This is a genomic window from Myxococcus llanfairpwllgwyngyllgogerychwyrndrobwllllantysiliogogogochensis, assembly GCF_006636215.1.
Classification (GTDB): Bacteria; Myxococcota; Myxococcia; order Myxococcales; family Myxococcaceae; genus Myxococcus; species Myxococcus llanfairpwllgwyngyllgogerychwyrndrobwllllantysiliogogogochensis.
The window spans coordinates 18,214-37,558 of sequence record NZ_VIFM01000094.1 but is presented as its reverse complement, the minus strand read 5'-3'; the positions used below and the strand labels follow the sequence as shown (position 1 = coordinate 37,558).

17 protein-coding genes and 1 pseudogene are annotated in these 19,345 nt (G+C 69.4%); 11 read left to right on the top strand and 7 right to left on the bottom strand.

The features are described from left to right. Positions 1–182 (bottom strand): annotated as a pseudogene (locus FJV41_RS23065) (SAM-dependent methyltransferase); the annotation flags it as partial. A 242-nt stretch (positions 183–424) separates the two neighbouring features. Here FJV41_RS23065 and FJV41_RS23060 point away from each other — a divergent pair. After that, positions 425–1,306 carry a hypothetical protein gene (locus tag FJV41_RS23060; RefSeq protein WP_141644689.1) on the top strand — a complete coding sequence of 294 codons (882 nt, stop codon included), beginning with the start codon at positions 425–427 and terminating at the stop codon, positions 1,304–1,306. A 33-nt stretch (positions 1,307–1,339) separates the two neighbouring features. On the opposite strand, the gene FJV41_RS23055 is transcribed toward FJV41_RS23060, so the two are convergent. Further along, the gene (locus FJV41_RS23055) at positions 1,340–2,236 is read right to left on the bottom strand and encodes a DMT family transporter (RefSeq protein ID WP_141644688.1); all 897 of its coding nucleotides are present in this window, start codon (positions 2,234–2,236) and stop codon (positions 1,340–1,342) included. A 128-nt stretch (positions 2,237–2,364) separates the two neighbouring features. Between FJV41_RS23055 and FJV41_RS23050 the strand changes: the two genes are divergently transcribed. The 5 genes from FJV41_RS23050 to FJV41_RS23030 all read left to right on the top strand — a co-directional run bounded on the left by FJV41_RS23050 (position 2,365) and on the right by FJV41_RS23030 (position 6,900). Further along, complete coding sequence (locus FJV41_RS23050) at positions 2,365–3,288, top strand: LysR substrate-binding domain-containing protein (RefSeq protein WP_141644687.1); 924 nt, start codon at positions 2,365–2,367, stop codon at positions 3,286–3,288. A 10-nt stretch (positions 3,289–3,298) separates the two neighbouring features. Next, positions 3,299–4,831 (top strand): L-piperidine-6-carboxylate dehydrogenase, encoded by a 1,533-nt coding sequence (gene amaB, locus FJV41_RS23045; RefSeq protein WP_141644686.1) that lies wholly within the window; start codon positions 3,299–3,301, stop codon positions 4,829–4,831. An 85-nt stretch (positions 4,832–4,916) separates the two neighbouring features. Next, entirely contained in the window at positions 4,917–5,531 is a 615-nt protein-coding gene (locus FJV41_RS23040; RefSeq protein WP_141644685.1) for a PH domain-containing protein, read from the top strand. Between the two features lie 266 nt (positions 5,532–5,797). Further along, positions 5,798–6,016 carry a hypothetical protein gene (locus tag FJV41_RS23035; protein ID WP_141644684.1) on the top strand — a complete coding sequence of 73 codons (219 nt, stop codon included), beginning with the start codon at positions 5,798–5,800 and terminating at the stop codon, positions 6,014–6,016. Continuing rightward, a complete protein-coding gene (locus FJV41_RS23030) occupies positions 6,013–6,900 on the top strand; it encodes a hypothetical protein (protein WP_141644683.1) in 888 nt (295 codons plus the stop codon). Before FJV41_RS23035 ends, FJV41_RS23030 begins: the two co-directional genes overlap by 4 nt. A 49-nt stretch (positions 6,901–6,949) precedes the next feature. Here the strand turns inward: FJV41_RS23030 and FJV41_RS23025 are convergent, their stop codons facing one another. From FJV41_RS23025 to FJV41_RS23015, 3 genes are all read right to left on the bottom strand, one after another. Further along, entirely contained in the window at positions 6,950–8,386 is a 1,437-nt protein-coding gene (locus FJV41_RS23025; protein WP_181790858.1) for a glycoside hydrolase family 43 protein, read from the bottom strand. 96 nt (positions 8,387–8,482) lie between these two features. After that, positions 8,483–8,755, bottom strand: coding sequence for a DUF2277 domain-containing protein (locus FJV41_RS23020; protein WP_141644681.1), 273 nt, complete (start codon positions 8,753–8,755; stop codon positions 8,483–8,485). A 257-nt stretch (positions 8,756–9,012) separates the two neighbouring features. Continuing rightward, positions 9,013–10,284, bottom strand: coding sequence for an RNA polymerase sigma factor (locus FJV41_RS23015; protein ID WP_141644680.1), 1,272 nt, complete (start codon positions 10,282–10,284; stop codon positions 9,013–9,015). A gap of 253 nt (positions 10,285–10,537) precedes the next feature. Between FJV41_RS23015 and FJV41_RS23010 the strand changes: the two genes are divergently transcribed. Next, positions 10,538–12,187, top strand: a complete 1,650-nt coding sequence (locus tag FJV41_RS23010) for a HEAT repeat domain-containing protein (RefSeq protein WP_141644679.1) — start codon at positions 10,538–10,540, stop codon at positions 12,185–12,187. Positions 12,188–12,195: 8 nt separating this feature from the next. Here the strand turns inward: FJV41_RS23010 and FJV41_RS23005 are convergent, their stop codons facing one another. Next, positions 12,196–13,530: a replication-associated recombination protein A gene (locus FJV41_RS23005; RefSeq protein WP_141644678.1), complete on the bottom strand. Its 1,335-nt coding sequence runs from the start codon at positions 13,528–13,530 to the stop codon at positions 12,196–12,198. A gap of 265 nt (positions 13,531–13,795) precedes the next feature. On the opposite strand from FJV41_RS23005, the gene FJV41_RS23000 reads away from it, so the two are divergent. The 3 genes from FJV41_RS23000 (at position 13,796) to poxB (ending at position 17,317) form a co-directional block, all read left to right on the top strand. Further along, complete coding sequence (locus FJV41_RS23000; RefSeq protein WP_141644677.1) at positions 13,796–14,152, top strand: YciI family protein; 357 nt, start codon at positions 13,796–13,798, stop codon at positions 14,150–14,152. A 291-nt stretch (positions 14,153–14,443) separates the two neighbouring features. Next, the gene (locus tag FJV41_RS22995) at positions 14,444–15,478 is read left to right on the top strand and encodes a hypothetical protein (protein WP_141644676.1); all 1,035 of its coding nucleotides are present in this window, start codon (positions 14,444–14,446) and stop codon (positions 15,476–15,478) included. Between the two features lie 111 nt (positions 15,479–15,589). Beyond that, positions 15,590–17,317 (top strand): ubiquinone-dependent pyruvate dehydrogenase, encoded by a 1,728-nt coding sequence (poxB, locus tag FJV41_RS22990; RefSeq protein WP_141644675.1) that lies wholly within the window; start codon positions 15,590–15,592, stop codon positions 17,315–17,317. A gap of 5 nt (positions 17,318–17,322) precedes the next feature. Here the strand turns inward: poxB and FJV41_RS22985 are convergent, their stop codons facing one another. Next, complete coding sequence (locus FJV41_RS22985; RefSeq protein WP_141644674.1) at positions 17,323–17,784, bottom strand: 2,4'-dihydroxyacetophenone dioxygenase family protein; 462 nt, start codon at positions 17,782–17,784, stop codon at positions 17,323–17,325. Between the two features lie 110 nt (positions 17,785–17,894). Between FJV41_RS22985 and pdxR the strand changes: the two genes are divergently transcribed. Beyond that, a complete protein-coding gene (pdxR, locus tag FJV41_RS22980) occupies positions 17,895–19,322 on the top strand; it encodes a MocR-like pyridoxine biosynthesis transcription factor PdxR (RefSeq protein ID WP_141644673.1) in 1,428 nt (475 codons plus the stop codon). The last annotated feature ends 23 nt before the right edge of the window (positions 19,323–19,345 follow it).

Below are 19,345 nucleotides of genomic sequence, written 5' to 3'. Positions count from 1 at the left end.
GGCCCCACCCGCTCTCCCGGATAGCAGCCCCGGCCCAGGTCCGGGTCCGGCACCTCGATGCGCACCGCGACGGCTCCGTCGAGCGTCGCCTTCAGGTGGCGGAGGATGAGGACGAGCGGCTCGTCATGGAAGCGGCGCGGGGGAACGGAGACGTCAGTGGGGCGGGCCATCGCGCCGCGCAGACTACCCCCAAGCCCCAGACCCCAGGTGGACTCCGTGGGAGTCGCCAACGCCGGGCCAATGACAGGCCGACGCACGGCGCTCTCGCCGCAATCCCTCACAACGAGCCGTGTCGAGTCCCGGGCCGTCGAAACACCTAGGGGCCTGTCCACTGTCTGACTTCTCCGCGCCGCCACACGCACTGCCTGTGCTCGACGAAGCGCGCATTGACGACGACAAGGTATTTCAACTAGTTCCTGTAAATATGCGAAAACTGCTTTTGACGAGTCTGACCTTCCTCCTGTCGACGACCACCGCCTGCGGAGGCGCATCCCCCGCGGAGGGCATCGAGGCGGAGGGAGACCTGTCGACGCGGGAGCAGGCGGCCTTCGCCGGGGTGAACGGCGACTACTGCCTGGTGAGCCCCTACAACTGCAAGCTGCAGGTGAACGGTGGCAACCGCGTCCCCACCAATGACCCGGCGGACGACAACTGGGGGCTTTCGACGGGGGTCCCCATCCGGGACGGCAACGGCACCGTGGTGGGGACGAACACGCGCACCAGCGCCGCCTTCAATTATGGGCAGACGCGCACGTTCGCGGGAGAGCTGTATGCGTTCGCGGTCTCCACGTCCAACTCCAGCGCCGGGTGGCTGCCCATCTCCAGCATCCTGGGGCGCACGTCCTTCGAGCAGAAGGTCGGCCATGTCTCGGCGCTTGGCGCGGGGCTGAACAAGCTGGGCTGCTACGCCGTGCGCAACTCGCATGACCCGGTGCTGGAGCTCAAGAAGGTCGTCTACGACAGCGAGGCGACGCACGAGCGCGCCGGAGACTACCTGCCGCTGGTTCGCGCCAACGGGCTGCGCTCGGTCAACCTCATCTTCAACGTCCCGGGCATGGCGCTGGGCGGACCGGCCGTGGACCACTTCCCCGCGGGCACGAAGTTCCAGCGCCTGGACGTGCCCACGGAGTCTGGCATTCCCTCCATCGACATCCCCCTCTGGGTCCAGGACAGCGCGGGCCGATATCGCCAGCAGTCCGGGGAGATGAAGTTCCTGTATGGCTATGTCATCGCGGCCACCACCGGAACCAAGCGCAACGGGTGGATGGCCTATGACTCGCTCCAGGTCAGCTCCGGCTGTCCTTGAGCCACTGCCAGCCGGGCCGGCGGCGGGCTTCCGTCAGGAAGACTGTCGCTGGCTCAGCGCGACGCTGCCCAGGATGAGCGCGCCCGCGGCGACCATGGTGAGCGTCACCGGCTCGTCCAGCAGCAGCCACGCCCAGGCCACACCGAACAGCGGCAGCAGGTACGTGACGGTGACGGCGCGGGGCGCGCCGACGCGCTGGATGAGGCGGTAGTACAGCGCATAACCCATCCCCGTGCAGAGCACGCCGAGCGTCACCGCCGACAGCCAGGACACGCCCCGGATGGGCTGGGTGGGCCAGGAGGCCACGGCGAAAGGCAACGTCAGGAGCGCCGCGAAGCCCAGCGTGGCCGCCGCGACAGCGCCCGCCGGCAGGCCCGTGAGGTGACGGCGCACCAGGTTCGCCGCGACGCCGTACAGGAAGGCCGCGGACACGCCCGCCGCCACCGCGAGGCCGGGACTGGCTCCGGCGATCTTCCCACTGGCCAGCACCACCACGCCCGTAAAGCCGATGACGAGCGCCACCGCCCGCCGCCCGCCGATGCGCTCTCCGTAGAAGAGGAAGGCCACCAGCGCGGTGAAGAGCACCGTCATGCTGTTGGCGATGGCGCTGATGCCCGCCGGCGCGCGCTGGGCGGCCCAGGCGAAGAGCGCGAAGGGCACCGCCGCGTTGAGCGCGCCCACCAGCGCCAGCTTCGGCCAGTGCGAGCGGGTGAAGACCGCTCGGTGGCGCACGAGGAACGGCATCAGCACCAGCGAGCCCAGCACCAGTCGCACCGAGACGAGCGGAAGCGCCCCGAAGTCCGGCGCGGCGATGCGCATGAACATGAAGGAGGAGCCCCAGATGGCCCCCAGCAACCCCAGCTCCAACGGGGTGAGCCAGGCACCTGACAGGGCGGGAACGGCGGGACGGGCAAGCGTGGAAGAATTCATGGGGCGTTCCATAGGAGGGTGACTGCGAGGCACGAATCTGGCTCCGGTCACCCTCTTTCTGCGCCCGCGCCACTCTACCTGCAACCTCATGGTTTTGAGGGCAGCCACAAGTGTGATTTGAGGCTCGCATGCCCCTTCCCACGGCCTGGCTGCCGGCCCTGGCGGCCTTCGAGGCGGCCGCGCGCCACCAGAACTTCGCCCATGCGGCGGAGGAGCTCCACCTGACGGCCAGCGCGGTCAGCCACCATGTGCGCAAGCTGGAGGGACTGCTCGGCGTCACCCTCTTCCAGCGGCATGCGCGCGGCGTGTCCTTGACGATAGAGGGACGTCAGCTCTCCGACGCCGCGCAGAGCGCGCTGGCGGACATCGACGACGTGATGCGAGACCTGGGCGACACCCGGGAAGAGCGCCACCGCGTGCGCATCACCACCATGCTCTCGCTGGCCCACACCTGGCTGCTGCCGCGCCTGCCAGACTTCACCTCGGCCCACCCGCACGTGCGGGTGCGCATCGACACGGAGATGGCGCTGACGAGCTTCGACGAGGGAGGCCCCGACCTGGGCATCCGCTATGGCCTGGGTCATTGGCCGGGGATGACGGCCCACCACCTGATGCCAGACACCATGTTCCCGGTGGCCTCCCCGGACCTGCCCGGCGTCGAGCACGTGTCAGCCCCGGCGGACATCCAGAAGCTGCCGCTCGTCGGGGACCACGCGCGGCAGTCCTGGCAGGACTGGTTCCGCGCCGCCGAGGTGCACGGCGCGCGCATCGACGTCCGTTACTCGTTCAGCGACACCACCAACGCGCTGCTCGCCGCCGCGCGGGGGCTGGGCGCGGCGCTCGCGCGGGACAAGGTCTCCGAGCCCTTTCTCTCCAACGGAAGCCTCGTCCGACTGCCCGGTCCCTCGCTGCCCACGCGCTACTCCTACTTCGTGGTGTATCCCTCCCACCGCCGGCTCCGGGCCGCGGCGCGGACCTTCGTCGACTGGGTCCTCACGCAGCCGGGCCGCGCGCCTCCGCCGCCGGTCGCCAGGAAGCCACCGACGTTGTAGGAAGACGCCCATGCTCCACCCCATCCTCGACGCGCTCGGCCTGACCGAGCACAACCCTGGCAGCTATATCGGTCAAGGCGAGTGGACCGGCTCCTCCTCCGAGCCGGCCCTGGAGGTCTTCAATCCCTCCAATGGCCAGCGCCTGGCGACCGTGTCGTCCGCGAGCGCGGAGGACCACGAGAAGCTGATGCACGCCGCCGCCCAGGCCTTCGTGGCGTGGCGCGCGCTGCCCGCTCCCCGTCGGGGTGAGGCCATCCGGCTGTGTGGCGAGGCCCTGCGCCGGAACAAGGACGCGCTCGGCTCGCTCGTCGCGCTGGAGATGGGCAAGGTGAAGGCCGAGGGCGACGGCGAGGTGCAGGAGATGATCGACATCGCCGACTTCGCGGTGGGCCAGTCGCGCATGCTCTATGGCCTGACGATGCACTCCGAGCGCCCGGGCCATCGGATGTATGAGCAATGGCATCCCCTGGGCATGGTCGGCATCATCAGCGCCTTCAACTTCCCCGTGGCCGTCTGGGCCTGGAACGCGTTCATCGCCGCCGTGTGCGGTGACGTGTCCATCTGGAAGCCCTCGCCCAAGACGCCACTGACGGCCATCGCGGCGACGCGCATCTGCAACGCCGCGCTGAAGGCCGGCGGCTTCCCGGAGGTCTTCTTCCTGCTCAACGCCTCGGGCACCGGGCGCGCCGAGCGACTGGTGGAGGACCCGCGCGTGGCGCTGGTGAGCTTCACCGGCTCGTCCGCCGTCGGGCGGCAGGTGGGCGTGCGCGTGGCGCAGCGACTGGGGCGGAGCCTGCTGGAGCTGGGCGGCAACAACGCCATCATCGTGGACGCCACCGCGGACCTGAAGCTGGCGATTCCCGCCATCGTCTTCGGCGCGGTGGGCACCGCGGGCCAGCGCTGCACCACCACCCGGAGGCTCTTCGTCCACGAGTCCATCCTCGACGACGTGGTGGGCCGACTCGCCGCCGCCTACGCCCAGGTGGAGAAGCGCATCGGCGACCCGCTGGAGCCGGGCACGCTGATGGGTCCCCTCATCGACCGGGCCGCCGTGCAACGCTTCGAGGCCACCGTCGCCCAGGCCCGCGCGGCCGGGGCCCGCATCGTCAGCGGGGGCAAGGCGCTGGAGCGCGACGGCCACTTCGTGCAGCCCACGCTCATCACCGGCGTGAAGCCCACGGATGCGTGGGTCCAGACGGAGACCTTCGCGCCCATCCTCTACGTCATGCCGTTCCGGACGCTGGACGAGGCCCTCACCTTCCAGAACGGCGTGCCCCAGGGCCTCTCGTCGTCGGTGTTCACCCGGGACTTCCAGAGCGCGGAGAAGTTCCTGTCCGCCGCCGGCTCCGACTGCGGCATCGCCAACGTCAACATCGGCACCTCCGGCGCGGAGATTGGCGGCGCCTTCGGAGGCGAGAAGGACACCGGCGGAGGCCGCGAGTCCGGCTCCGACGCGTGGAAGGCGTACATGCGGCGGCAGACCAACACGCTGAACTACTCCGACGCGCTGCCCCTGGCGCAGGGCATTCGCTTCGACCTGTGACGGGGTCGTCTCCTATGCTCGCGCGGGGCTCGGTACGGCCCACGCGGTTCCACCTCGATGCAGTTGGCACACAGGGAGATTTGACATGTTCGGGAAGCTCGCCGCAGACGCGCTCGGCCTCAGTGACATCGGCTCCGTCATCACCTCGGCGGACTACGACAAGGTGGACTCCGACGACTATGTGATGCACGAGGACCAGGAGAAGATCTTCTTCCTCATCAAGTCCAAGTCCGACGAGTACTGTTTCACCAACAAGGCGCTCGTCCACCTCGACGGCACCAGCGCCGCGAGCAAGAAGCGCATGCTTCGCCGCTACACGTACAGCGCCAACCCCGTCTCGCACGTCATGCTCGAGACGGCGGGCAACATCGACATGGACGTCGAAATCAAGTTCCGCCTGGGCGCGCGCGACTTCTCCATCGACGTGCACAAGAAGCACCTGGAGCAGGTGAAGGACCTCTACAAGGCCCTGTTCCGCATCTCCGAGCTGATGCACGAGAACGAAGTCTCCCTGAGCCACGCGAAGACGAGCCTGGAGGTCGCCTCCACCACGCTCGGCCGCGGCCAGGCGGGCGCCACGCCCATCGTCGAGTCCTTCAAGGAGCTCAACCAGGCCGCCTTCGCCTGGCTCGCCGGAGCGCAGCAGAAGTACTGGGTGAAGGACTTCGGCTTCGTCTTCGAGCGATACATCAAGGCCTGAACCCTCCCACATCCATCGCCGGATGCCTGCTCGTGCATCCGGCGGCCGGGCTCAGCACGCGCGGTCCTCACCCGCTACACCTGTTGTCGCTCTCAAGACGGGCTCTCCCTGTAATCCAGGTGCAACTGGACTCAATCGACGGGAGGCGCGGACGGGCCGCTCGTATGTCTTCGGGATTCGCTCTACCCTGGAAGTCCTCACCAGGAGCGTTCGCGATTATCACCTCGTCCTCCCAGACCGCCCCCGCTGGCTGGCACGACATTCTCGTGCGTCACCTCGAACCCCTGCTCGGAGGCTTCACCGCCAAGATGGCCATCCACACGGCGGCGTTGCGCGCGCTGAAGCGCCCGCCGGAGCAGGTCACGCTCCAGGAACTCCCGCAACTGCTCGAAGGCCTCAAGCCGATGCTCAACACCTTCATTGGCGCGCTGCACGCCAAGGTCATCCTCGCGGAAATCGCCACCTCGCTGGAGAAGGCGCGATGAGCCCCGCTTCCGCTTCCAGTCGCTCCGCCTCCGTCGCGCCGTGGTTCGGCGCCGTGGTGGTGCTCCAGTTCGCCCACCTCTTCGCCGTCGCGACGGCGGCGCCCGAGCGACTGGCGTTGGTGCATGACGTCGCGGGCTGGGTGAGCGGACTGCTCGCCGTCGCCGGCACGTTCGCCGCGGCGAGCGCGTTCGTCTCCGGGGACTACCTGCGCAAGGTGTGGGGCGGACTCACGGCGGGGGCAGCCCTGTCCCTGGTCAGCGCGGCGCTGCGCAGCTACTGGCTGCACACGGTGCCGGACGTCGCCTTCACGGCCTCGCCGCTGCTGCCCTACCGCATGGTCGCCGTGGTGTTGGCCAACATCGCCACCACCTACGCGCTGGTTCTCCTGGCGATGACCTACCGGCAGTCGGGCCTCCAGCCTCCCTCCAGCCCTCGCACGAAGGCGCTGTGGGCGGTGACGGCCATCGCCGCGCTGGCGGTGGGTATCCCCTCGCTCGTCACGGAGGTGCGCAACCTCGCCTCTGGCGTCAACTCCGCGCCCTCGGCGGTCATCAGCCTGGCGTCGACGCTGGCGGACATGACGACGATCTTCCTGGTCGCCCCCATCCTGAGCGTCGCGTACATGCTGCGCGGTGGACGGCTCGCCTGGGTGTGGTGGGCCATGGGCCTGTCCGGCGCCACGTGGCTGCTGTACGACGCGCGCGTGTGGCTGGCCCCGCTGCTCCCCGGCGACGCGGCGCATGGCGCGGAGCTGCTGCGCACGCTGCGGACATCCGGACTCGTGCTGCTCGGGCTCGCGGGCTGGCTGCAGCGCTCCGCCCTGGGGCCCCAGAAGGTCGAGGCCCCCGAGGCCTCGCTCAACACCTCCGCCGGGATGTCCTGACGCCGGAAGGGGGCACGGCGCACCGTGCCCCCCTCGAGCTCTCCCAAGGCTACGGCCGGGGACGCGAACCCGCCGAGGGCGCCTCCGGCACCGCGGGCCAACCGTTGGGCCAGGTGATGGCGTCCACGAGCATGACCCGCGCGGTGTGAGCGCTGTTCCACGCGTGGTAGACCATGTACGTGTCGCCGCCCGGTCCGTTCACCACGGAGTTGTGGCCCGGTCCCACCCAGCCGCCTCCCGTCGTGAGGATGGGCGCGCCCGCCTTGGTGTACGGCCCCAGCGGACTGGTGGCCCGGGCGACTCCCACGGCGTAGGTGCTGTTGTAATACGCGTTACCACTGTAAAAGAGATAGTAGTAGCCGCCGCGCGCGACGACCCAGGGAGCCTCCACCACGCCGCCTTCCCAGGCGAGGTTGTTGGTCATGAGCGTGCGCCGGGTTCCCACCAGCGACAGGCCGTCCGCGGAGAGCGCCTGGCCGTAGAGGGGCGTCGGCTGGCCCACCGCGTTCCCATCCGCCTTCCACACGAGGTACCCCGTCCCGGCGGTGTCCGTGAAGAACGTCGCGTCAATCATCCCCATGCCCGCGTCGTGGATGAGGGGCCGGCCCAGGTCCGTGAACGGCCCGGTGGCGCTGGTGGACGTGGCCGCGCCAATGGACAGCTTTCCGTTCGAGTGCCGCGCGGTGAAGTACGCAATGAAGCGTCCGCCCACCCGGTGGATTTCCGGCGCCCAGAAGTCACCAGTCGCCCACGACGGCCGACTCCCGGCGGGGAAGATGGAGCCCGCGCCCGTCCACGTCACCAGGTCCGTGGAGACGCGCAGCGGGAAGGCGCTCGCGGCGCCCCCCGAGGTGCACGCGGCCACGTAGCGAGTGCCGTCATGGATGACGCCCGGGTCCGCGCAGTCCGAGGCGACGACGGGATTCTGGTACAGGCCACCGCAGCCCGTGTAGCGCATGGACATGCCGCAGGCATTCGCTCCGCTGAAGTAGGGCCCCCAGCCGTTCGACAGCACGGCGTAGGAGTTGGGGGCCGCATTCACACAAGCCCTGTCCCAGAACACGCGCCCGCCTACGTCGTCGTATTGCGCGGGGTGATTCGCCGGGTGCATCCACGCGGCGCCGTAGGTCACTCGCGTGGCACAAGCCCCCGCGCCAGGACAGGTGGTGTCGAGCGCCAGCACACAGGCGTTGTTGCCCGTGAAGTACGGCTTCCAGCCGTTGGAGAGCACGGCGTAGGAGTTGGTGCCCTCGTTGACGCAGACGCCATCCCACGTCACCAGGTCCGCCGCGACGTCTTCATTCCCGGGGTGGCCCGAGGGATGAATCCAGCGGTCTCCGTAGGTGATGCGCGTGCTGCATGCGAGCGCCCCGGTGGCGGTATTCGCGGGCTCCTCTCCCGGGGAGGTCTCCGGACTCTCACTTCCACAACCCACTGCGAGCTGCGAGGCGACGGCAACGACAGACCACCACGAGGACCGCTTCATCGGACGACCTCCGAGCGCAAGGGCCGGCCTCGGCCCCATGCGCCGTGTGCACTGCGTGGAAACAGTCGGTCAGCGGCCAGGACTCGCGGGCGGGACTCAGCCGGCGGCGTCGGCCTTCTTGTAGCGAAGCTTCTTCAGGGCCTCGAACCGCACCCTGTCTCTCGGGGGCGTCGTCGCCACCAACCCGTCCAGCATCAGCTTCGAGCTTCGGAAGATTTCCTCGACGGCGACCTCGAACGCATCCGTGTTCTGCTTCGACGGCTTGCGAGTCCCGGCGATCTTCCGGACGAACTGCAGGGCCGCCGCGCGAATGTCGTCATCCGTGGCGGGAGGCGAGAAGTTGAACAGGGGCTTGATGTTCCGGCACATGCGCGCAGGGTAGTCCAACTCCCACGGCGACAACCCCCGGCGGACCCTCACCCACGCCTGGCGAGGGACGAAGCGAGGGCTTGCGCATGCCCGTCAACGCTTCGGCTCCAGGGGTCGTGAAAGATTTCCACGAGAGTACGTGTGCCGCCGACGGCCCCCCTTGCGTCACCCTCGCGCGGAGCACGTGCTCGCGTCCCGCTACTTCGAGCCTCAGGCGGAGGTCCCGCGTCACGCAGGTGCGAGCGAGCCTGGCGCGACTATGCCTCCTTGCGAGCGCAGGCCGCGGCGCGGTCGAGGAGCAGCGTCTGTTCGCGCGCGTTGCGCGTGAGCGAGGCGGCGCGCTCGAACTCCTTGCGCGCCTCGTCGAAGCGGCCCAGCTTCCGCAGCAGGTCTCCGCGCACGCTGGGCAGCAGGTGGTAGCTGGCGAGCGAAGGCTCCGCGGTCAGCGTGTCGACGACGGCCAACCCGGCGGCGGGGCCGTACGCCATCGACAGCGCGACGGCGCGGTTCAGCTCGATGACGGGCGACGGCGTGAGCCGCACCAGCACCGCGTACAGCGAGGCGATGCGCGCCCAGTCCGTGTCCTCCGGTTGCCGCGCCCGGGCATGACAGGCGGCGAGCGCGGCCTGCAGCGCATACGGCCCCTGCGCCCCGCCCAGCTTCTCCGCGCGCTCCAGCGCCGCGAGCCCACGGCGGATGAGGAGCTGGTCCCACTGCGCGCGGTTCTGCTCGAGCAGCAGCACGGGTTGACCGTTGGGCCCCACGCGGGCCCGCGAGCGCGACGCCTGGATTTCCATCAGCGCGACCAGGCCGTGGACCTCCGGCTCCTGGGGCGCCAGCTCCGCGAGGATGCGTCCCAGCCGCAGCGCGTCCGCGCACAGCTCCGGCCGCATCCAGTCGTCTCCCCCCGTCGCTGAATACCCCTCGTTGAAGACGAGGTAGATGACCTCCAGCACCGACGACAGGCGGACCGCGAGCTCCTCGCCCCGGGGCAGCTCGAAGGGCACCTTCTCCTCGGAGAGCGTGCGCTTGGCCCGGACGATGCGCTGGGCGACGGTGGGGGATGGCACCAGGAAGGCGCGCGCGATTTCGTCCGTCGTCAGGCCCCCGAGCAGCCTCAAGGTGAGCGCGACGCGCGCCTCCGTCGAGAGGATGGGATGGCAGGCGATGAACATGAGGCGCAAGAGGTCGTCGCCCACGTCGTTGTCGAGCGCCGCGTCCAGGTCCGGGGCGCCGTGCGCCTGGTCCGACTCCAACTCGTGGCCCAGCTCCTCGTGCTTGCGCTCCAGGCGCTTGCCCCGACGAAGCTCGTCGATGGCGCGTCGCTTGGCGGTGGCCATCAACCACGCGCCCGGGTTGTCCGGAATGCCGGCCGTGGGCCAGCGCTCCAGCGCGGCGACCAGCGCGTCCTGGGCGAGTTCCTCGGCGAGCCCGACGTCGCGCACCATGCGCGTCAGGCCGGCGATGAGCCGAGCGGACTCAATCCTCCAGACCGCTTCGATGGCACGATGATTCTCGGAGACCGTCACGCGGCGGAATAGAGCACCCTCGTCCGCCGATGCAAGGACGGCCCGCGCCCGAGCGCGAAAGCCTCTCAAGGCCGACAGGTGTCCAACGGCCACAGTGTGCCGTGGGTTGCGAGGGGCGCCCACACGGGCTAGCTTTTCGTTGACTTCTGCAACCACGCAGCCGGCCTCGCCCCCCGGTCCCAACGCGGCGTCCACCGTGGTTTCCAGTCCCAGAGTGGTGTGGTCCTCGCGCGAGAATCTCTGCGCGCAACTCGTGTCCCTGCTGCGAAGCACTCCCCTTCACGACAAGTGGGTCCGCCAGCGACTCGTCCGGCTCATCGGACGGCTCGATACGGCCGGACAGCATCAGTCCCTGCTTCGCTCGGTGCTGTTGGACCCGCGCGAGACCTACGACGTGAGAGACGCGGTGATGCGCCTCGCGCACGGGCGCCCCCCCTGGCTGAAGCTGTCACGAGAGGAGTTCTCCCGGCTCGCGGGGCGGACCCCTTCGTACGAGGGCGACGACCTCTTGAGCAGGGAACCAGGCCCGACCTTCACCCTGTCCAGCGTGCTCTGCGAAGCGGGGCTCGACGAGGACTCCGAGGAGCTCGCAAGGGACGTCCTGAGCGCGGCGATGCCAGACACGCGCGCGAGAATCCTCCACGACCAACGACCGGGCGCGCTCACCCCCTCTCTCATGGAATGGCTGTTCCTGAAGTGGTGGGAAGAGGACCGCCATCACCTCGACAAGCAAGGCGACCGAGGACACGAGCTCAATGGATTCGTCGCCCTCGAATGCCGGAACCGCCCCGGAATGTGGGACCTGCTCACGCAATGGGCCCGCAACTGGCCGACCGACCACCTGAAGTGGCATGTCCTTCCCAGGTTGTCGCCCGCCGAGCAGGTGCGACTGCTGACCTCCCATCCGGAGCTCCACCAACGGGCCGTGGCCGAATTCCTGCTCCCCTTGCGGGAGCTGCACGCGGCGCTCGGCACGGAGGGACTGTCGCGCGCCCTGCGCAAGGTGGTCCTCGCGGAGAGCCTGGCGCTGGTCGTGAACCGCGCGAACATCGTCGAGCGCCCGGAGCCCTTCGGGCGCGCAGTGAAGGTGCTGGGTGAATGGGGCGCGGCCCGGCCGCTCCTGTATGAGCTGCTCTGCTCGTTCGACGTGGATGTCGAGGCACGCGGAGCGCTGCTCATGGAGCTCTTCGCGCGGGACCGGGCCGCCGCGCTCCGCTGGACATTCGCCGCGGTCTCCTACCCGGACAATCTGCCGCTCGTGATGAGAGCCCACCAACTCGCGGCCAGACACCCCCGGCCCGAGGACAGGCCCCTGTTCCTGAGATGGCTGCGCGACGAGGACGTGCACGGGCAGCTCCTCGCCATGGAAGGGCTGATGGGCCTGGGAGAATCCGGAGCGGGCTGGAGGGACCGGCTCACGTTCCTCGCGCACTCCGATTCCCCGAGGGTGAGGCTGAACGCGGCCGCGGGGCTGGTGAGAGAGGGACTGCATGAGTGGCTCGAGCCGCTGCGCCTGGTGGCCGTCGACGAGTCTCCCGGGGCGACCCTGCGTTCCGAGGCGATTCGATGGCTGGGTGTGTTGGATGCCGAGGCCAGCCGCTCGCTGCTGTACCGGGCGCTCGAGACTCCACCGGGCCCTGGGGACATCGGCGGGTTCGGCGCGCCTCCGGCTTCGGACGAAGCGAACGAGGCGGCCTGGGCCCTCAATCGTCTGGGGACCCCGGAAGATCTCGCGAGGCTCCTGGACGCCCGGGTGAGAGGGCAGTGCGGTTGGTATTTCGATGACGAGCTGGAGAACCACGTGCTCCGGCAGGAAGGCCGCTCGCGGCCCCCGCCGCCCTCCTACTGGGAGCGCGGGGACCTCCTGAAGTTCGCGCAAGCCGCGCGCGACAGAGAGGAGTAGCCCGGGCCCTACTCGCCCCGGCTGGCCTTGTCCTCGCGCCACCAGTGGCTCATGCGCTCGTGGATCTCCGCCTCATAGCCTTCCTTGCTCGGGCGGTAGAAGACGGAGCGCTCCAGCGGCGGGGGCAGATACGTCTGCCCCGGGGCGTAGTGGTCCTTGAAGTCCCAGGGCGGGGTGTAGCCCTTGCCGTGCCCCAGCTCCTTCATCAAGTCCGTGGGCGCGTTGCGCAGCGGCAGCGGCGGCGCCGCGTTGGGGTGCTCCTCCAGCGCGGCGAGCGCGGCGTTCATCGCCGCATAGGCGCGATTGCTCTTGCGCGCCGTGGCCAGCGTGACGACGGCATGCGCGACGAACAGCCGCCCCTCCGGCATGCCCGTGGAGTGGAAACTCTCCTCGCACGCGCGGACGATGGTGATGGCCTCCGGCATCGCCATGCCCACATCCTCCACGGCGATGACCTTGAGCCTGCGCCACAGCGACACCACGTCCCCTGTCTGCAGCAGCTTCGCGGCCCAGAAGATGGCGCCCTGCGCGTTGGAACCCCGGCAGGACTTCTGGAGCGCGCTCAGCAGGTCGTAGTGCTGGTCTCCATCCTTGTCGTGCCGCGCGAGCCCCGTGCCCACCGCCTCGCGCGCCGTGTCCACGTTGATTTCGCCACCGTCCGCCGTCAGCCCCGCGGCCATCTCCAGCGCGCCCAGCGCCTTGCGCACGTCCCCTGCCCCGCCCCTCGCCAGCAGCGCGAGTGCGTCTTCTCCCACGGTCAGCTTGCGCTTGCCCAGGCCGCGCTTCTCGTCGGTGAGTGCTCGCTGGAGCGCGCCCTGGATGTCCGCGAGCGTGAGGTCCTGGAGCTGGAAGACGCGGCACCGGCTGACGAGCGCGGGGCGCACCTCGAAGCTGACGTTCTCCGTCGTCGCGCCCAGCAGGACGAGCAGGCCGCTCTCCACGTGCGGCAGCGCCTGCTCCTGGACGTTCTTCGCCCAGCGGTGGATTTCGTCCACGAAGAGCACCGTCCGGCGCGAGTACTGGTTGCGCGCGCGTTCGGCCTCCGCGACGACTTCGCGGATGCGGGGAATGCCGTCCGACACGGCCGACAGGATGACCAGCTCCGCGTCGACGCTGGAGGCCAGCATGCGCGCCAGCGTCGTCTTGCCCACGCCAGGCGGGCCCCAGAACAGCGAGGAGACAATCTGCTTGCGCTCCATCAACCGGCGCAGCGGACCTCCCGGGCCGAGCAGATGGGACTGTCCGATGAACTCATCGGGCGTGCGTGGACGCATCCGCTCCGCGAGGGGAGCGAAGCGATTCACATCAACGGAAGCAGAGAACAGGTCGGGGCCGGCACTCATCGCACTGCACGCTCCCCTCTCCGACGCGCGGGGTCAACCACCGAGGCACACCCAGAGTGGCGCGCGGTCCTCTCTCACCCATGGTGCGGCGGCGGTCCACTCCCGTCGGATACCGGACAGGGGAAAGCGGCGCGGTCCGCCCGAATGAAAAACGCACCGTGCGACTGGCGGGCAAGCGATGGAGAGCGAGCAACGCACCTTCGGTGGCTCGACGACGTGTCACGGGGCTGGCGTAGAGTCGCGGCTCTCAAAAGGAGGGAGCGCGATGTCATTCATGCTGCTGATGATGGAGGCCCCGGGGAAGCGCCAGGCTCGGCCACTCGATGAAGGCCAGGCCGCCTACGCTCGGATGATGGCCTTCCAGGAGAAGCTCCGGACCAATGGCGTGCTCGTGACGGGCGAGGCGCTCAAGTCCGATGACCACGCGGTGCGCATCGAGAACTACGGGGGCAAGCGCACGGTGAGCGACGGCCCGTTCACCGAGTCGAAGGAAATCATCGGCGGCTTCTTCCTCCTCAACTGCAAGACGCGCGATGAGGCCCTGGAATATGCCCACGCGTGTCCCGCCAGTGAGTGGGGCATCGTCGAGCTGCGGGAAGTCGCCAGCAGCTGTTACGAGTGAGCTGGAGCACCGTCCAGGTCCGTCGTCCCGTCCCGTGAGTCCCCCAGTGTGCCGCCCCGCTCCACGCTGGAGGCTCACGTACGCCCAAGCCCCTCGAACCGACCTTTGTCGCTGACGCACCCCGTTAGGGGCTGGCCGTTCTATCCCTCACCGAGGGTGAGTCAGGGATATCTCAGCCCCCAAGAAACCGCGGAAGGGAGGGACCGATAACTCTTTTGTAGGTCATTTGCTGCCGGCCCCCACACCCCCCAGAGGCCTGTCATGAATTTTAGAGTCCCGAGCTTCAGCGATGTGAAGAGAACGGTCGTCGACAAGGCGAAGGACGCGAAGGACGCGGTCGTCGACAAGGCGAAGGACGCGAAGGACGCGGTCGTCGACAAGGCGAAGGACGCGAAGAACACGGTCGTCGACACCTCGAAGGACGTGTTCGAGGTGGTGAAGCACAATCCGGTGACGGACAAGCTGAAGCAGGTGCTCCCGGACCCGAAGGACCTGGCGCGCGACGCGCTCCAGACGGGCCTGCGGGTGGCCTACCAAGGCGCGGACAAGCTGCTACCGAGCGGCGCGACGGACCTGCTGCTGAGTGGCACCGAGAAGGGTATGGACGTGCTCGCCAAGGGCTCCGAGGTGGTGCTGGGCAAGGACTCCGGCGTGACGGACAAGCTCCAGAAGCTGGCGGACGTGGACCTCAACGGCATCAACCGGACCAAGGACCCCGTGACGGGCCAGGAGCTCAAGGCGGACTGGCCGGGCCTGTGGAGCACGTGGCTGCTGGAGGAGAAGCCCAAGGACCTGGGCACCTGGACCAAGGAGGGCGGCGTCGACGTCGTCACCGTGCGCGACAACGCGTACACGGAGGACCTCGCCGGCCGCCCGCACCAGCAGGCCGTGACGGACGCGTTCTTCGAGAAGTTCCCGAACCCGAAAGTGGGCGACACGTTCTCGCCGAACGACGTGAACCACCCGGACTACAACGCGGGGCTCTACAAGTTCACGGGCCCAGGGACGGCCGAGGAAGGCAGCGCGTCCGCGAAGGACGACAAGCAGGGGGCCTATACGTCGCTGGAGTGGTTCATGGGCTCGTACCACACGCAGGTGAAGTGCACCGGCATCGACGAGAAGACGGGCAAGCCGAACCTGGAGTACACGGTGTCGAACAAGGCCCACTTCCAGTCGGGGACCCGCGTGCCGGACAGCTTCCAGAAGGCGGGCCTGCCGGAGTACCTCGTCCCCAATCACGACCGGGGTGAAGGGGTGGGCATCGGTGGGAACTGGCAGCAGCACTACGTCTGGACCGCCAACGGCGTGGAAGCGCCGAAGAAGTAATCGCGACGCCTGACGCGGGATGCCCTCCCGCGTCCAGGGCGGCCAGCGGAGTGCCTGCTCCCCTGCTGACTCGGGTTGTCCGGAAGCCGGGCGCCCCCCAGCTTCACTCGCATGAGTCACTCCAGTGTGGCGGATGCGCTCGTCCAGACGCTCATCGACGCGGGTGCCGAGCGCATCTACGGCGTCGTCGGCGACAGCCTCAATCCCATCACCGACGCCGTGCGCCGCAGCCAGGGGAAGCTGCGGTGGGTCCACGTCCGGCACGAAGAGGCCGGCGCCTTCGCCGCCTCCGCCGAGGCCCAGCTCAGCGGCAAGCTCGCGGTGTGCGCGGGGAGCTGCGGACCGGGCCACCTGCACCTCATCAACGGGCTCTATGACGCCCATCGCAGCTACGCCCCGGTGCTCGCGCTCGTCTCTCACATCCCCAGCGAGCAGATTGGCACCTCGTACTTCCAGGAGACGCACCCGGAGCTGCTGTTCCGCGAGTGCAGCCACTTCTGCGAGATGGTGTCCAACCCCAAGCAGGCCCCGCGCCTGTTCCGGCTCGCCGCGCGGACGGCGCTGGCGAAAGGCGGCGTATCCGCCGTGGTGCTTCCCGGAGACATCGCCGCGCTCGACGCGGGCGAGGACGTCCCCTCCAGCTTCTCCACCGCGCTCCCCGTGGTCCGCCCGGCCGACGCGGAGTTGGACCGGCTGGCCGCGCTGCTCAACTCCGCCTCACGGGTGACGGTGTTCTGCGGCAGCGGCTGCAAGGGCGCCCACGCGGAGGTGCTCGCGCTGGCCAAGGCGCTCCAGTCTCCGGTGGGCCACGCGTACCGGGGCAAGGAGTGGGTGGCGTACGACAACCCCTACGACGTGGGCATGACGGGCCTGCTGGGCTACGGCGCGGCGTACGAAGCCATGCACGCGTGTGATGTCCTCCTGCTGCTGGGCACCGACTTCCCCTACGACGCGTTCATGCCCGTGAAGCCCCACATCGCCCAGGTGGACGTGCGGCCAGAGCACCTGGGCCGCCGCTCGCGCCTGGACCTGGGCGTCTGCGGCGACATCCGGGAGACCTTGCGCGCCCTCCTGCCCCGGCTGGAGCAGAAGGAAGACCGGCGCCATCTGGAGAATGCCTTGGAGGAGCTGGCCAAGGCGCGGCGCAAGCTGGACACCCACGTGCGCAACGTCGGCTCGCACCGCCCCCTGCATCCGGAGTACGTGGCCGCCCTGCTCGACGAGGTGGCGGCCGACAACGCCGTCTTCACCGTGGACACGGGCATGTGCAACGTGTGGTCCGCCCGCTACCTGCGCGCCACCGCCGAGCGGCGCATCATCGGCTCCTTCACGCACGGCTCCATGGCCAACGCGCTGCCGCAGGCCATTGGCGCGCAGCTGCTGTACCCGGACCGGCAGGTCATCTCCATGTCCGGGGACGGCGGCTTCGCCATGCTGATGGGCGACTTCCTCACGCTGGCGCAGTACGACCTGCCCGTGAAGGTCGTCATCTTCAACAACAGCTCGCTCGGCATGGTGAAGCTGGAGATGCAGGTGTCGGGCTACCCGGACACGGAGACGGACCTGGTGAATCCGGACTTCGCGAAGCTGGCGGAGGCCGTGGGCGTCATGGGGCAGCGCGTGGAGGCCCCCGGGGACGTGCGCGGCGCCTTCGAGCGAGCCCTCTCACATCCGGGGCCCGCCCTCGTCGACGTCGTCACGGACCCGCACGCGCTCTCCATGCCACCCCGGGTCACCGCGAAGCAGGTGGCGGGCTTCGCCCTCGCGATGACGAAGCTCGTCTTCACCGGCGAGGGCGGCGAGGTGCTGGACACGGTGGAGGCGCAGCTCCACCACTGAGGTCCTCACTCGAGGGTGGCCAGGAACTCCGCGCCGTTCGCCTCGCACCAGCGCCGGTAGGTCTCCAGCCGTTCGGCGGAGCCGACGCTCTTGGTGACCCGGCCCTCGGCGTCCAGGTACTCGATGGCGCCGCGCACGGTGATGAGGATGACGACCGGCTCGTCACCGATGGCCATCCAGCTGTCGGTGTTGCCCGCCGGCTCGTAGACGTAGCCACCGGGTCCCACCACATCGCCGGTGTCGAGCAGCTTGCGCGTCCCGGAGAGGTTGACGGCATGCACCTCGCCCGTGTGTCGGTGACGGGGAATCAGGGTGCCGGGCTCCAGCCGGAAGATGTACATCCAGCCCGCGCCATCCCGGAAGAAGCGCAGCGGCTTGAAGGAGAGGCCCGGCGGGCCCATGGGAATCCAGGGCATGCGCGCGGGGTCGACGGGGTGTGACGTGAGGGACTGGGCAGCGGGGCTCATGGGGGCTCCAGGGTTCGGTTGAGAAGTGCCGACAGGGTGCTCCCTCCATGGCCCGCCGACAGGTCCAGGTTTGACGAATCTCATTGGGCCAATCTATGGAGGTCCCTGGCATGGACCTTCACGTCGACCTCAAGGACCGCAGGGACCTGGCGGGGCAGATCTACCGGGGCCTGCGAGCGCAGATTCTCGACGGTCGCCTGCGCGGCGGAGAGCGGGTGCCGCCCACGCGCGAGCTGGCCCAGCGGCTGGGCGTGTCACGCAACACGGTGAGCGTCGCCTACGAGTGGCTGGGCGCGGAGGGGCTGCTCGCGGGGCGCAGCCGTGCGGGCAGCATCGTCCAGGAGCCGCCTCGGGAGCACGCCCCGCGAGGCAGGGCCTCCGCCGGAGTGAAGCTGCGCCCTCGGGCCATCTGGAGCAAGCTGCCCACCCCTCGCCCGCCCGAGCCCCCCGCGCGCCATGACTTCCGCGTCGGCATCCCGGACGCCGCGCTGTTTCCGTTCGAGACCTGGCGCCGATTGATGGCGAGGCAGTTGCGCGCCTCGGCGATGACGGCGGCCTACATGGACCCGTCCGGACAGCCCGAGCTGCGGGAGGCCGTGGCGCGCCACATCGGCGTGTCGCGCGGCGTGCGCGCCGACGCCACGGACGTGCTCATCACCCACGGTGCCCAGCAGGCGCTCGACCTCATCGGGCGCGTCCTGCTGGAGCCCGGAGACTGCGTCGCCGTCGAGGAGCCGGGCTACCCACCCGCGCGCCTCCTGTTCCAGTCGCTGGGTGCGCGCGTCGTGCCCGTTCCCGTCGACGCGGAAGGACTCGACGTGAGCGCACTGCCGGACGACGCGCGCCTCGTCTACGTCACGCCGTCCCACCAGTTTCCGCTCGGCATCGTGATGTCACCGGCGCGAAGACTCGCGCTGCTCGACTGGGCCCGCCAGCGCGACGCGGTGGTTATCGAGGACGACTACGACAGCGAGTTCCGCTTCGGCGGCAGGCCGCTCGAGACGCTCCATGGCCTGGACCGTTCCGGGCGCGTCCTCTACGTCGGCTCGTTCTCCAAGGTGCTGCTGCCCGGGCTGCGCCTGGGATTCCTCGTCGCGCCGCCGTCACTCCGGCGGGAGCTGCGGCTGGCGAAGCAGGTGGCGGACAGCCACAGCCAGCTCCCCGCTCAGGCGGTCCTCGCGCGCTTCATCGACACCGGCCTGCTGGCCCGTCACCTGCGCAAGACGAGGCGCGAGTACGAGCACCGGCACGCGCGACTCACCGAAGGGCTCACGCGCCACTTTGGCTCCGGGCTCCGCCTGCTGCCCTCCGTCGCGGGCCTGCACCTGTGCGCGACCTTCGCGCGGGGTGGCGCTCGGCTGGAGAAGGCGCTCACGGGGCAGGCACGCGCCGCGGGTGTCGGAGTGGAGGCGCTCTCCCCGTACTTCGCCGGCGCGCCAACGCGCCATGGCTGGGTGCTGGGCTACGGCGCGCTCACAGCGGACGGCATCGACGAGGGGCTCCGCCGCCTGCGCGCCAGTGTGGCCGGAGCGCTCTGATCCCCGAGGCTCACCGCGACGGG

Coding starts and splice junctions, on each gene's coding strand:
- FJV41_RS23060 (WP_141644689.1), top strand. CDS start 425: ATGCGAAAACTGCTTTTGACGAGTCTGACCTTCCTCCTGTCGACGACC.
- FJV41_RS23055 (WP_141644688.1), bottom strand. CDS start 2,236: ATGAATTCTTCCACGCTTGCCCGTCCCGCCGTTCCCGCCCTGTCAGGT.
- FJV41_RS23050 (WP_141644687.1), top strand. CDS start 2,365: ATGCCCCTTCCCACGGCCTGGCTGCCGGCCCTGGCGGCCTTCGAGGCG.
- amaB (WP_141644686.1), top strand. CDS start 3,299: ATGCTCCACCCCATCCTCGACGCGCTCGGCCTGACCGAGCACAACCCT.
- FJV41_RS23040 (WP_141644685.1), top strand. CDS start 4,917: ATGTTCGGGAAGCTCGCCGCAGACGCGCTCGGCCTCAGTGACATCGGC.
- FJV41_RS23030 (WP_141644683.1), top strand. CDS start 6,013: ATGAGCCCCGCTTCCGCTTCCAGTCGCTCCGCCTCCGTCGCGCCGTGG.
- FJV41_RS23025 (WP_181790858.1), bottom strand. CDS start 8,386: ATGAAGCGGTCCTCGTGGTGGTCTGTCGTTGCCGTCGCCTCGCAGCTC.
- FJV41_RS23020 (WP_141644681.1), bottom strand. CDS start 8,755: ATGTGCCGGAACATCAAGCCCCTGTTCAACTTCTCGCCTCCCGCCACG.
- FJV41_RS23005 (WP_141644678.1), bottom strand. CDS start 13,530: ATGAGTGCCGGCCCCGACCTGTTCTCTGCTTCCGTTGATGTGAATCGC.
- FJV41_RS23000 (WP_141644677.1), top strand. CDS start 13,796: ATGTCATTCATGCTGCTGATGATGGAGGCCCCGGGGAAGCGCCAGGCT.
- poxB (WP_141644675.1), top strand. CDS start 15,590: ATGAGTCACTCCAGTGTGGCGGATGCGCTCGTCCAGACGCTCATCGAC.
- FJV41_RS22985 (WP_141644674.1), bottom strand. CDS start 17,784: ATGAGCCCCGCTGCCCAGTCCCTCACGTCACACCCCGTCGACCCCGCG.
- pdxR (WP_141644673.1), top strand. CDS start 17,895: ATGGACCTTCACGTCGACCTCAAGGACCGCAGGGACCTGGCGGGGCAG.